The organism is Streptomyces sp. NPDC058664 (assembly GCF_042716635.1).
Taxonomy (GTDB): Bacteria; Actinomycetota; Actinomycetes; order Streptomycetales; family Streptomycetaceae; genus Streptomyces.
The window spans coordinates 143,785-155,918 of record NZ_JBHXRW010000012.1 but is presented as its reverse complement, the minus strand read 5'-3'; the positions used below and the strand labels follow the sequence as shown (position 1 = coordinate 155,918).

General features: G+C 69.9%; 9 protein-coding genes and 1 tRNA gene. 3 read left to right on the top strand and 7 right to left on the bottom strand.

The window, feature by feature from the left end:
- Nucleotides 1–109: 109 nt before the first annotated feature.
- The 6 genes from pknB to ACFWUY_RS13040 form a co-directional block, all read right to left on the bottom strand.
- Nucleotides 110–2,149, bottom strand: coding sequence for a Stk1 family PASTA domain-containing Ser/Thr kinase (gene pknB, locus ACFWUY_RS13065; RefSeq protein WP_384106510.1), 2,040 nt, complete (start codon nucleotides 2,147–2,149; stop codon nucleotides 110–112).
- A gap of 155 nt (nucleotides 2,150–2,304) precedes the next feature.
- Nucleotides 2,305–3,771: a peptidoglycan D,D-transpeptidase FtsI family protein gene (locus tag ACFWUY_RS13060; protein WP_384106507.1), complete on the bottom strand. Its 1,467-nt coding sequence runs from the start codon at nucleotides 3,769–3,771 to the stop codon at nucleotides 2,305–2,307.
- The gene (locus ACFWUY_RS13055) at nucleotides 3,768–5,189 is read right to left on the bottom strand and encodes an FtsW/RodA/SpoVE family cell cycle protein (protein WP_384106504.1); all 1,422 of its coding nucleotides are present in this window, start codon (nucleotides 5,187–5,189) and stop codon (nucleotides 3,768–3,770) included. The genes ACFWUY_RS13060 and ACFWUY_RS13055 overlap by 4 nt, the downstream gene beginning before the upstream one ends.
- A 26-nt stretch (nucleotides 5,190–5,215) precedes the next feature.
- Nucleotides 5,216–6,706, bottom strand: a complete 1,491-nt coding sequence (locus tag ACFWUY_RS13050) for a Stp1/IreP family PP2C-type Ser/Thr phosphatase (protein WP_384106501.1) — start codon at nucleotides 6,704–6,706, stop codon at nucleotides 5,216–5,218.
- Nucleotides 6,707–6,888: 182 nt separating this feature from the next.
- Complete coding sequence (locus ACFWUY_RS13045) at nucleotides 6,889–7,413, bottom strand: FHA domain-containing protein (protein ID WP_030549817.1); 525 nt, start codon at nucleotides 7,411–7,413, stop codon at nucleotides 6,889–6,891.
- Nucleotides 7,414–7,423: 10 nt separating this feature from the next.
- On the bottom strand, nucleotides 7,424–8,284 hold the full coding sequence (locus ACFWUY_RS13040) for an FhaA domain-containing protein (RefSeq protein ID WP_384106497.1): 861 nt from the start codon (nucleotides 8,282–8,284) through the stop codon (nucleotides 7,424–7,426).
- A 503-nt stretch (nucleotides 8,285–8,787) separates the two neighbouring features.
- On the opposite strand from ACFWUY_RS13040, the gene ACFWUY_RS13035 reads away from it, so the two are divergent.
- From ACFWUY_RS13035 to ACFWUY_RS13025, 3 genes are all read left to right on the top strand, one after another.
- Nucleotides 8,788–8,874 (top strand) — tRNA-Leu (locus tag ACFWUY_RS13035).
- A gap of 168 nt (nucleotides 8,875–9,042) precedes the next feature.
- On the top strand, nucleotides 9,043–10,821 hold the full coding sequence (locus ACFWUY_RS13030) for a histidine kinase (RefSeq protein ID WP_384106558.1): 1,779 nt from the start codon (nucleotides 9,043–9,045) through the stop codon (nucleotides 10,819–10,821).
- 38 nt (nucleotides 10,822–10,859) lie between these two features.
- Complete coding sequence (locus ACFWUY_RS13025; protein WP_384106494.1) at nucleotides 10,860–11,519, top strand: response regulator; 660 nt, start codon at nucleotides 10,860–10,862, stop codon at nucleotides 11,517–11,519.
- Between the two features lie 107 nt (nucleotides 11,520–11,626).
- On the opposite strand, the gene ACFWUY_RS13020 is transcribed toward ACFWUY_RS13025, so the two are convergent.
- Nucleotides 11,627–12,097, bottom strand: coding sequence for a MarR family winged helix-turn-helix transcriptional regulator (locus ACFWUY_RS13020; RefSeq protein WP_384106491.1), 471 nt, complete (start codon nucleotides 12,095–12,097; stop codon nucleotides 11,627–11,629).
- Nucleotides 12,098–12,134 lie beyond the last annotated feature (37 nt).

The following is a 12,134-nucleotide window of genomic DNA, read 5'->3' as shown; positions in this document are numbered from 1 at the left end:
GGGGGGGGTGGGGGTGGGGGGGGGGGGGCCCCCCTCGTCGGGGGCCGCCCGGCTCCCGCTTGTCGCCCCCGCGCCACTCCCGTATCGGGACGGGGCTCAGGTACGGGGCTCAGTCGAAGAAGCCGCCGATGCCGCTGCCGTCACCGCCACCGTTGTTGTCGCCGTTGTTGTCCCCGCCGCCGTTGCCGCCGCCACCGGCGGTGTAGACGCGGATCTCCTGACCGGGAGTGACCATCGAGCCCTCGGGCGGGTTCGTCCCGAAGACCAGGGCGTCCTCCTTGTCCGAGCCCTCCTGGACGACCTTCAGGTTCATGGCCTCCAGCTGCGCCTTGACGTCCTTGAACGGCCTGTTGGCCAGACCCGCCGGGAGCGGGACCTGAGCCGGCTGCTGCGGGCCCTTCGAGACCTTCAGCGTGACCTCGGCACCCTCGGCCGCGGAAGCGTTGCCGTTCGGGCTCTGCTCCAGGACCTCGCCCTTGGGCTTGTCGGAGTCCACTTCCTCGGTGATCACGACGAATCCCAGCGCCTTCAGCTGCTGATCGGCCTGGGCGAGCTGGTTGCCGACGACCGGGGGCACCGTCTTCAGCTTCTGCTTCGCGATGGTGAGCGTGATCTCGGAGTTCTTCTCGGCCTTGGTGCCGGCCTGCGGGTTCTGCCGCAGGACCGTTCCCGGGTCCTCGTCGGACTCCTCTTCCTCGACCTTGACCTTGAAGCCCTTGCTCTCCAGGGACTCCGTGGCCCGCTCCTGCGACTGCTCCTGCACGTCCGGGACCTCCACGAGCGGCGCGCCCTCGGAGACGTACACCTGGATCGTGGCGCCGGTGTCCATCTTCGCGCTGTTCTCCGCGGCCGGGGTCTGCCGGCAGATGGCGCCCTTGGGCTGGTCGCAGCGCTCTGTGCCGGCCTCCTGCACCTTCACGCTGGCATTGCTCGCGAGCCCTGTCGCCGCCTCGATGGTCTGGCCGACCAGCTGCGGGACGGAGACCTGCCGGGTGCCTTCCTTCTCGTTGAACACCGAGACGCCGATGAAGATCGCGCCGACGAGCACCAGGATGCCCGCGAGGACCAGCAGGATCGTCGAGGTGTTCGACTTCTTCTGGCCACCGCGCCGGCGGTCCGGACGGTCGTCGTAGCCGTAGCCGCCGTCGTCCGGGTTGATCGGGGGCAGCATCGTGGTCTGGCCGGCCGGGTCGGCCTGGCGCAGCGCCGTGGTCGGCTGGTCCTCCGGCGGGTAGCCGCCGTAACCCCCGCCGTACGCGGGCGCCCCCATGCCCATTCCCATGCCCATCGCCGCGGCGGCCGCGACCGGCTGACCGTCGAGGCAGGCCTCGATGTCCGCGCGCATCTCGTCGGCGGACTGGTAGCGGTAGTCGGGGTCCTTGACCAGCGCCTTGAGGACGATGGCGTCCATCTCGGGCGTGATCTCGCCGTCGAAGTTGCTCGGCGGCTGCGGCTCCTCGCGGACGTGCTGGTACGCGACCGCGACCGGGGAGTCGCCGATGAACGGGGGACGGACGGTGAGGAGCTCGTACAGCAGGCAGCCCGTGGAGTACAGGTCGGAGCGCGCGTCGACCTGCTCGCCCTTGGCCTGCTCCGGAGAGAGGTACTGGGCCGTGCCGATCACCGCGGAGGTCTGCGTCATGGTCATGCCCGCGTCGCCCATGGCGCGCGCGATGCCGAAGTCCATGACCTTGACCTGGCCGGTGCGCGTCAGCATGACGTTCGCCGGCTTGATGTCACGGTGCACGATGCCGGCGCGGTGCGAGTACTCCAGCGCCTGGAGGATGCCGACCGTCATCTCGAGCGTGCGTTCGGGCAGCAGCTTGCGCCCGGAGTGAAGAAGCTCACGCAGGGTCGACCCGTCGACGTACTCCATCACGATGTACGGGATGGAGACCCCGTCGACGTAGTCCTCGCCGGTGTCGTAGACCGCGACGATCGCCGGGTGGTTCAGCGAGGCGGCGGACTGTGCCTCACGGCGGAACCGGGCCTGGAAGGACGGGTCGCGGGCCAGGTCGGCCCGCAGCGTCTTCACGGCGACGGTGCGGCCGAGCCGGGTGTCCTGACCGAGGTACACCTCGGCCATGCCACCACGGCCGAGCACCGAGCCCAGCTCGTACCGGCCGCCGAGGCGACGCGGCTCTTCCATAGCTAATCCAGCCCTCTCCGTCTGTCCCGACCGCACCCATGGGTGGTCCGGCGGTGTGTGCTGTTCGCGCATACGGTACCGGCCCCGGGAAGACGATCCGCCCGGGGCCGGTAGCTGATACCTGACCGGTACCTGGCACGTACGGGGCCGTGGCGTCAGCCGCGGCTCTTCATGACCGCCTTCATGACGTCCCTCGCGATCGGGGCGGCCAGGCCGCCACCGCTGATGTCCTCGCGGTCGGTGCCCGCGGAGTCCTCGACGATCACCGCGACCGCGACCGGGGAGCCCTCGGCGGTCTTCGCGTACGAGATGAACCAGGCGTACGGACGCTTGGCGTTCTTGTCGCCGTGCTGGGCCGTACCCGTCTTTCCGCCGACCTTCACGCCGTCCATGTTCAGGTCGGCTTTGCCACCGGTGCCGTTGGTGACGACGCTCTCCATCATCTGCTGAAGGAGCTGGGCGTTCTTCGGGGAGACCGGCTGGCTCATCTCCTTCGGCTCGTTCTGCTTGATGATGTCGAGGTTCGGGGCGCGCAGCTGGTCGATCATGTACGGCTGCATGAGCTTGCCGTCGTTGGCGATCGCCGCCGTGACCATCGCCATCTGGAGCGGGGTGGTCGCGGTGTTGAACTGACCGATGGAGGAGAGCGCGTTTCCGCCGCGGTCGGCCTTCTTGTCGTAGACGGAGGCGGCGGAACGGACCGGGGTGAACTGCTCGGCGTTGAAACCGAACTTCTCGGCCATCTCGGTCATCTTCTCGACGCCGACGTCGTCGCCGAGCTTCGCGAAGACCGAGTTGCAGGAGATGTCGAGGGCGCGCTTCAGGCTGGCGTTGGCACAGCCCTGGGCGTGGTTGACCATCTCCTTCGTGGAGAGGGGGATCTTCCAGCCCTCGGGGGTATCGGTCGCCGCGTTGATGTCGGTGACCTTGCCGTTCTCCAGAGCGGCGGCGGCGGTGACGACCTTGAAGACGGAACCGGGCGGGTAGATCTCGCGGATCGCGCGGTTCTGCTTCGGCTTGCTCTTGTCCTTCTCCAGTGCCACCCAGGCCTTCTCGTCCTTGTGGGAGTAGCCGGCGAAGGTGGCGGGGTCGTACGAGGGGGTGGAGGCGAGCGCCAGGATCTTGCCGGTCTTCGGCTCGATGGCGACGACGGCGCCGGTCTTGTCGCCGAGGCCCTCGTAGGCGGCCTTCTGGGCGGCCCCGCTGAGGGTGGTGACGACGTCGCCGCCCTTCTTCTCGTCACCGGTGAACATGGCGAGGGTGCGGTCGAAGAAGAGCCGGTCGTCGTTGCCGGTGAGGATGCCGTCCTCGATCTTCTCGATCTGGTTGGCGTCGTAGGCCTGCGAGGCGTAGCCGGTGACGGGGGCCCACATGGGGCCGTCGGTGTAGGTCCGCTTGTACTTGTAGTACGGGTCCTTGGAGTCGACGGAGCCGGTGATCGGCTTGCCGTCGACGATGATGTTGCCGCGCTCGTTGGCGTACCGCTCGATCTGGACGCGCTTGTTCGACGAGTGGGTGTTCAACTCGTCGGCGCGGACGTACTGGAGCCAGTTGTCCCGCAGGAGCAGGGCGAGGATGAGCAGGCCGCAGAAGATCGCGACCCGGCGCAGCGGCTTGTTCACGGACGGACCACCTGGGTCATCTCGGCGTCGGGGGACGGGGCGGGCGCGGGCGCGGGGCGCCGCGCGGTGTCGCTGATCCGGATCAGGATGCCGATCAGGGCCCAGTTGGCGATCACGGAGGATCCGCCGTACGCGAGGAACGGCATCGTCATACCGGTGAGCGGGATGAGGCCCATCACACCGCCGGCGACGACGAAGATCTGGAGCGCGAAGGCGCCGGAGAGGCCCATCGCGAGCAGCTTGCCGAAGGGGTCGCGGGCGGCGAGTGCGGTGCGGACGCCGCGCTCGACGATCAGCCCGTAGAAGAGCAGGAAGACCATCACGCCGGTGAGGCCGAGTTCCTCGCCGACGGTGGCGAAGATGAAGTCGGAGTTGGCGGCGAAGCCGATGAGGTCGGAGTTGCCCTGGCCGAGACCGGTGCCGAGGATGCCGCCGGAACCGAAGGACATCAGCACTTCGGTCATCTGGTCGCAGGCGGCGACCTTGTCGGCGCAGGAGAAGGGATCGGCCCAGGCGTCCACACGGTCCTGCACGTGGCCGGCGAAGGAGGCCACGCCGACCGCGCCCGCGACCGACATCAGCAGACCCATGACGATCCAGCTGGTCCGCTCCGTCGCCACGTACAGCATGATCACGAACATGCCGAAGAACAGCAGCGAGGTACCGAGGTCGTTCTCGAAGATCAGGATGAGGAGGCTGACCGCCCAGATCGTGAGGATCGGGCCGAGGTCGCGCCCACGCGGCAGGTAGAGCCCCATGAAGCGGCGGCTGGCCAGGGCGAGCGCGTCCCGCTTCACCATCAGGTAGCCGGAGAAGAAGATCGCGAGCACGATCTTGGCGAACTCACCGGGCTGGATGGAGAAACCGGCGACGTTGATCCAGATCTTGGCGCCGTAGACGGCCGAGCCGAGGCCCGGAACCAACGGCAGCAAAAGGAGGACCAGCGCCGCCACCATCGAGATGTACGTGTAGCGCTGCAGGACCCGGTGGTCCTTCAGCATCAGCAGCATGCCGACGAACATCGCGATGCCGATCGCCGAGTACATCATCTGCTTGGGGGCGTCCGGACTGAAGCTGTCGTACAGCCGCATCGACGTGGCGATCAGCCGCGGCGACTGGTCGAGACGCCAGATCAGCACCAGACCCATGCCGTTGAGCAGGGTGGCGAGGGGCAGCAGCAGCGGGTCCGCGTACGGGGCCCACTTGCGCACCACGAGGTGGGCGACGCCGGCGAGCAGGGCGAGGCCGAGGCCGTATCCGAGCATGCCGGCCGGGACCTCGCCGTCGATGGCCAGGCCCACGTTGAGGTACGCGAACACCGGGATGACGACGGCGAACGCGAGCAGCGCCAGCTCGGTGTTGCGGCGGCTCGGCGCCTCGATCGCGCCGATGGTGGTCGTGTTGGTGACAACGCTCATGGTGGTGAAAGGCCCCCTACGGGTGCTTACTGCTTGCCGCAGTTCGAGGCCAGCTTCTGCTCCTCCGCGGTGAGGGTGGGACCCGGCGACGGAGCGGCTGTGGTGGGCTTGGGGTCAGGGGTGGCGGTGGCGTCGGGCTTCTCGGCCGGCGGCTTGCTCGCCTGGTCGGCGGCCTTCTCGGCGGCCTCGCGGCGCTGCTCGGTCTTCTTGCAGGCCGAGGCCTGCGCCGCCAGCTCGGCGATCTTCGTCTGGGCCTTGCCGAGGCTGCCGCCCGTGATCGTGTCCTCGACCTGCTTCCGCTGGTAGGCGGGGAGGTACTTGAGTTCGATCTCGGGGTGGTCCTTCTGGACCTTCGAGAGCGAGACCCAGGCCAGGTCCTGGCTGATGCCCTGGTACAGCGCCACGTGCTGGTCCTTGGAGCCGACGTAGTACTGCGTCTGCGTCCAGCGCCAGCCGCCGTAGGCGCCGCCACCCAGGACGGCGAGGGCGAGGACGAGGAGGAAGGAGCGCTTGAGCCACTTGCGGCCGGTGCGCGGCTTCACGAAGTCGTCGTCCGTGTACGACTCGAAGGAGCCCTGCGGGGGCATGCCGCCGTAGCCGTGGCCGTCGCCGCTGCCGGGCGGACCGAAGCCGCCGGAGGGCGGCTGCTGGTGCGAGGCCGTGCGACCGAGGCCCGAGGCGCGGCCGGCCGGGGTCTGCATGGCCCCGCCGTCGTTCAGCTGGGCCTGGTTCTCGGCGACCGCGCCGACGATGACCGGGGTGTCGTTGAGGTGACCGGCGAGGGTGTCGCCGCCGTCGACGTCGAGGACGTCGGCGACGATCACCGTGATGTTGTCGGGGCCGCCACCGCGCAGTGCGAGCTGGATCAGCTCCTGCACGGTCTCCTGCGGGCCCTGGTAGCTGGCGAGGGTGTCCTCGAGGGTCTGGTGCGAGACCACGCCGGACAGGCCGTCGGAGCAGATCAGATAGCGGTCACCGGCCCGGACCTCGCGGATGGAGAGGTCGGGTTCGACGTGGTCGCCGCTGCCGAGCGCGCGCATGAGCAGCGAGCGCTGCGGGTGGGTGGTGGCCTCTTCCTCGGTGATCCGGCCCTCGTCGACGAGCCGCTGGACCCAGGTGTGGTCCTGGGTGATCTGGGTGAGGACACCGTCGCGGAGCAGATAGGCGCGCGAGTCGCCGACGTGCACGAGACCGAGGCGCTGGCCGGTCCACAGAAGGGCGGTGAGCGTGGTGCCCATGCCCTCCAGCTGCGGGTCCTCCTCGACCATCATCCGAAGCTGGTCGTTGGCGCGCTGCACCGCCGTACCGAGCGAGGTGAGGATGTCGGAGCCGGGGACGTCGTCGTCCAGCGTGACGAGGGTGGAGATCACCTCCGACGAGGCGACCTCGCCGGCTGCCTGGCCGCCCATGCCGTCGGCGATGGCGAGCAGTCGGGGACCGGCGTAACCCGAGTCCTCGTTGCCCTCGCGGATCATGCCCTTGTGCGAGCCCGCGGCGAATCGCAGGGACAGAGTCATGCGCACCTGCCCTGTCGCCGCTGCATCGGGGTACGGCCGGTCTCGACCCACACTGCCCACCCTCCGGTCGCTCCGGTCACGCCGGTCGTCGCCTCAGTCGCTCCGGTCGGGAGCGCGGCACGGCCTGTGGCGGGGACCGTCCCGACTCGCTCGCTCCGCTCGCGCCTATTCATGATGTAGCACTACTTCCGCAGCTCGATGACGGTCTTGCCGATGCGGATCGGCGCGCCCAGCGGAATGGGTGTGGCGGTGGTGAGGCGGGTCCGGTCGAGATACGTGCCGTTGGTGGACCCGAGATCCTCGACGATCCACTGGCCGTCCCGGTCCGGGTAGATCCGGGCGTGCCTGCTGGACGCGTAGTCGTCGTCAAGGACGATCGTCGAATCGTGCGCCCGGCCCAGCGTGATCGTCTGGCCCTGGAGGGCGACGGTCGTGCCGGTGAGGGTGCCCTCGGAGACGACCAGCTTGGTCGGGGCGCCGCGGCGCTGCCGCCCACCGCCCGCGCTCTGCTGGCCGCGCTGCTGCGGAGGCGCGGCGGCCTGCCGCGCCTGCTGTTGCTGCGGTCGCGCCTCTTGGCGCCGTGAACCGCGCTGGGTCACCCGCGTACCGAAGAGGTCGCTACGGATGACCTGGACGGCCACGATGACGAACAGCCACAGAACGGCCAGGAAACCCAACCGCATGACCGTAAGGGTCAGCTCTGACATTGCCCCCGCTTCACCCTTCGGCTTGCCGGTAAACGATGGTGGTGCTGCCCACGACGATCCGCGAGCCGTCGCGGAGCGTAGCGCGGGTGGTGTGCTGCCCGTCCACCACGATGCCGTTGGTGGATCCCAGATCCTGGATCGTCGAGGGCGTTCCGGTCCGGATCTCGCAGTGCCGGCGGGAGACGCCGGGATCGTCGATCCTCACGTCCGCGTCGGTGCTGCGGCCGAGGACCAGGGTCGGGCGGGAGATCTGATGGCGGGTGCCGTTGATCTCGATCCAGTGGCGCACCCGGACGCCCGCTCCGCCGTGCGTGCCGGCGCCGGGCATGGCACCGGGTCCGCCCGCTGCGGCCACCGGCCGCGGAGCGCCGGGAGGCGGGGAGGCGGGCATGGGCGGGGCGCCGGCCGGGGGATACCCGTAGCCGCCGCGGCCCTGCACCGGGCTCTGCTGCTGGTGGTGCTGCTGTCCGCCCGCGGGCGGCTGCTGCTGTGACGTACTCGACGCCAGCGTGCGGCTGCGGACGCGGTACAGACCGGTGTCGAGGTCTTCGGCCTTCTCCAGATGGACCTTGATCGGGCCCATGAAGGTGTACCGCTGCTGCTTCGCGTAATCCCTGACCAGGCCGGCGAGCTCGTCGCCGAGCTGGCCCGAGTAGGGGCTGAGGCGCTCGTAGTCCGGCGTGCTCAGCTCCACGATGAAGTCGTTGGGGACGACGGTCCGCTCGCGGTTCCAGATCTGCGCGTTGTTGTCGCACTCGCGCTGGAGCGCGCCGGCGATCTCGACCGGCTGGACCTCGGACTTGAAGACCTTGGCGAAGGTGCCGTTGACCAGACCTTCGAGACGCTGCTCGAAACGCTTCAGGACTCCCATGGGGCACCTCCTCCGTCGTTGTCGTCCTGGTACTGCTTACTGATCGTATCCACGCGTCGGGAAATCGGCTGGTTCCCCTTCTCTGCCCTGTGGACGAGTGTCACCTCTCACAAGCTTTCCCCACGGATCGTAGAGGCGGCCTGTGGACAGTGTCCCGCACCCGGCTGTGGGAGCGGGGGCTCGGTTCGGGGACCGGGGGCGGTCCGTCCCCTTCCTCCCCCTCCTTCCCCTCTCTTCACCCCCTTCCTTCCCTTCCTTCGCTCCTCGCTCCATTGCTTCCTGCCCCTCCGTCCGCTCGTCCCTCCCCTCCGCCTTCCTCTCCGCCTGTCTCCCCGCCCGTCCTCGGCTCCTTCCCGCTTCCGTCCCTCTGCGACCTTCCCCACCTTGGTCTCCCCCGGCGGAGCGGAAACAACGGATGTGAATCCACGGTCTGCGACGTGCTAATCTTCTGATGTCGCCAGGCGCTCGCACCGAAAAGTGAGAGAGCCCGGAGCACACCCAATGCGCGGGTGGCGGAATAGGCAGACGCGCTGGATTCAGGTTCCAGTGCCCGAAAGGGCGTGGGGGTTCAACTCCCCCCTCGCGCACCAGACGGAAGCCCCGTAGGTCATCGACCTACGGGGCTTCCGCGTTCTCGTGACGGGTGTGAGCCTTCCCACGTTCCGCGGCGGCAAGCTGTGACTTTCGTCGTTGAGGGCCGAGACGAAAGAGGGAAGCTCCGGGATCGGGCCGCGGCCTACGGTGCGAGCGTGGACGCTATGTCGAAGTCGGGGACCCGGAGTTCGTACGGGATCGGGGCCGTGCTCGCCGCCTGGTGGCACTGGTTCGCGGTGCCGGGACAGTGGTCGGGGCGCAGGACCACCGGTGAGGTGGCGCTCGCCGCTGTCGTCGCGCTGCTCGGCGCGGGGACCGAAGAGCTTCTGGGCGGCGAGGGCTGGCGGCCGGCCGGGGTCGCCGCCGGTTCCGCCGTGCTGTCGCTGGTGAGGCGCAGACTTCCCGCGAGCGTGCTCGTCCTGACCGCCGGGGCCGCGCCCTTCGTGCCGGGCCTCGGCCCCCTGCTGATCGTGGTCGGCTGGTCGTCCGGCCGATACATCGCGGGTGTCGGACGTGCGCTGGCCGCGTTCATCGCCGCCTTCGTCCTGAACGTCGGGGGGAGCCTCGTCGGGCCCTGGGACCGGCAGCGGCTGCTCGCCGTCGCCCTCATGGCGACCCTCTTCTACCTGGGCACCACGCTGGCTCCCGGCCTTGCCCACCGCTACTGGACGCAGCGCAGGACCCTGTTGCACGCGCTCCAGGAGCGCAACGCCCAACTGCTGCGGGAGCGGACGATGGTCGCCTGGCAGGCGCGGCTGCGGGAGCGGCAGCGGATCGCCCAGGACATGCACGACAGCCTCGGCCACCAACTGGCCCTCATCGCCGTGCACACGGGCGCGCTGGAGGTGGACCGGGAGCTGAGCGAGCGGCAGCGCGAGGTCGTCGGGGTCTTGCGGAACGCGTCGGTGACCGCGATGCACGAGCTGCGGGAGGTCGTCGGGATACTCCGCGACGGCGTCGAGGCCGTCGACAGGCCGGCCGGGACGCCGTCACGGGCCGGGGACGAGACGGGACGGGCCGCACGGGGGATCGCTGGCATCGAGGGTCTCGTGGAGGCGGCCAGAGCGGCGGGAACCACGGTCGGGCTGAGACGGGCGGGGGAGGAACGGACGCTCGCGCCGGCCGCCGACCACGCCGCGTACCGGATCGTGCAGGAGGCCCTGACCAACGCCTACAAGTACGCGCCGGGGGCGCCGATCGGCGTCGAACTGCGCTACGAGCCGGACACCTTCGTCGTGGAGGTCCTCAACGAGCAGCCGACGGAAGGGCCCCCGAAGGACGTGGTGAGCGGTGGGCAGGGGCTGGCCGGTCTCGCCGAGCGGGCCCGCTTGGTGGGCGGCATGTGCCATGCGGGTCCGGCCGACGGCGGAGGGTTCCGGGTGGCCGGGATGCTGCCGTACGGGGCGGCGCCCGTCGCGGAGGCTGCACCTTTGGTCGATGTGGCCGACGACTTCCGGCAGCAGACCACGAAGCCGCTGGTGGGCGATGGTCGTCCGGTCGTGGTCGGACCGGCCGACTGGACGTTCACGGAGCGGGAGCTCGCGATGGCGGTGCACGGGGGCAGGGGCAGAAGTACGGGCGGCGCGATAGCGCTGGGCTGCGGGATCGCTTTCGCGGCGCTCGTACTGCTGCTGGTGGCGGGCGGGTTCGGCCTCTACTTCCTGATGGGTTCTCTGCAGCAGGGGATGATCGAACCCGAGCAGTACGACGCGGTGAAGGTGGGGATGTCCGAGCAGGACGTCCGGGAGCAGCTCCCTTCGGGCGACACGATCGCCACCACGGGGCTGGACGGCAAGGGGCCCGCGAGACCGGAGAACGCCAGCTGCCTGGTGCTGATGTCCTCGGAGACGGGGGAGAGCTTCGACAGGGAGCCTGTTTTCCGGTTCTGTTTCAGGGACGGCAAGCTGATCGAGAAGAAGTCGTACGAGGTGGAGGCGCGGTAGCGCCGATCCGCCCGTACCGAAGCCGCGGGGGGACAGCAGTGGCAGGGCAGCCCATCAGGGTCGTGATCGCCGACGACGAGCCTCTGATCAGAGCCGGGATCCGGATGATTCTCACCTCGGACCCGGAGATCGAGGTCGTCGGCGAGGCCGCCGACGGCCGGCAGGCGGTCGAGGCCGCTCGGGCGCACGCGGCCGACGTGGTGCTGCTCGACATCCAGATGCCGGTGCTCGACGGGCTCTCGGCCCTGCCGGAGCTGCGCAGAGCCGCGCCGAACGCCCGGGTGGTCGTCCTGACGACCTTCGGGGAGCGGGAGAACGTGTTGCGGGCGCTGGAGCACGGCGGAGCCGGGTTCCTGCTCAAGGACACGGCGCCCGCGGAGCTGATCCGGGCGGTGCGGGCGGCCGCGGCGGGCGACGCGTATCTCTCGCCGGCGGCGACCCGGCACGTGGTGGAGCGGCTCGCCAGGGGCCGGGAGGCGGTCCGCGCGGAGCAGGCGCGGACGCGGGTCGCCGGGCTGAGCGAGAAGGAGCGCGATGTGCTGGCGCTTCTCGGGGAGGGACTCTCCAACGCGGACGCGGGGAAGCGGCTGCACATGAGCGAGGCCACGGTGAAGACCTATGTGAGCCGGCTCCTCGCCAAACTGGACTGTGAGAACCGGGTGCAGGCGGCGTTGCTGGCCCGGGACGCGGGGCTGTAGGGGCCGGGACCCGGGGGCATCGGGCGGGGCGGACCGGGGACGAGGTCTGTCGTCGGTGGCCGGTGCTTCGGCCGGTGCTTCGGCCAGTGTTTCGGCCGGTGTTCCGGTCAGTGTGAGGGGTTGTCCGGGAGGTCGTTCGGACCGGCGGTGTTGTAGCGGAGCAGATAGGCGGCGAAGCGGTCGAGGTCATCGGCCGACCAGTCCCTGAGACGCTCCTGATAGGCCGCGCGTCGGCTCGTCCGGGCCGAGGACAACACCTTGGTGCCCGCCTCCGTGGGATGGAGGACATGCACGCGGTGGTCGTCCGGTGCGGGGCGGCGCTCGACGAGGCCGAGCTTCTCCAGGCCCGCGAGCTGACGGCTGACCGTCGACTTGTCCAGCAGGTAGTGGGCCGCGAGGTCGGTCGCGCGGCAGCCGTGCTGTTCCTCGATGTGGGCGAGCAGCGTGTACGAGACGAGCGGGAGCTCGGGGTGTACGCGGGCCGCCGCGGCGCGGGCCCGGCGGGCGAAGGCCGTCAGCTCACGCTGGATGACGTCCATGGACACCTCGCGTGGAGGCTCTGCGCCGTCGCCGGTCATGGTGGGCTCCCTCGTCGTCGGGCGGGCACTGCGGACA

What these genes read in the sequence shown, in the direction of transcription:
- ACFWUY_RS13030 (WP_384106558.1), top strand. Translation starts at nt 9,043, where the DNA reads ATGTCGAAGTCGGGGACCCGGAGTTCGTACGGGATCGGGGCCGTGCTC.
- pknB (WP_384106510.1), bottom strand. Translation starts at nt 2,149, where the DNA reads ATGGAAGAGCCGCGTCGCCTCGGCGGCCGGTACGAGCTGGGCTCGGTG.
- ACFWUY_RS13055 (WP_384106504.1), bottom strand. Translation starts at nt 5,189, where the DNA reads ATGAGCGTTGTCACCAACACGACCACCATCGGCGCGATCGAGGCGCCG.
- ACFWUY_RS13050 (WP_384106501.1), bottom strand. Translation starts at nt 6,706, where the DNA reads ATGACTCTGTCCCTGCGATTCGCCGCGGGCTCGCACAAGGGCATGATC.
- ACFWUY_RS13045 (WP_030549817.1), bottom strand. Translation starts at nt 7,413, where the DNA reads ATGTCAGAGCTGACCCTTACGGTCATGCGGTTGGGTTTCCTGGCCGTT.
- ACFWUY_RS13040 (WP_384106497.1), bottom strand. Translation starts at nt 8,284, where the DNA reads ATGGGAGTCCTGAAGCGTTTCGAGCAGCGTCTCGAAGGTCTGGTCAAC.
- ACFWUY_RS13020 (WP_384106491.1), bottom strand. Translation starts at nt 12,097, where the DNA reads ATGACCGGCGACGGCGCAGAGCCTCCACGCGAGGTGTCCATGGACGTC.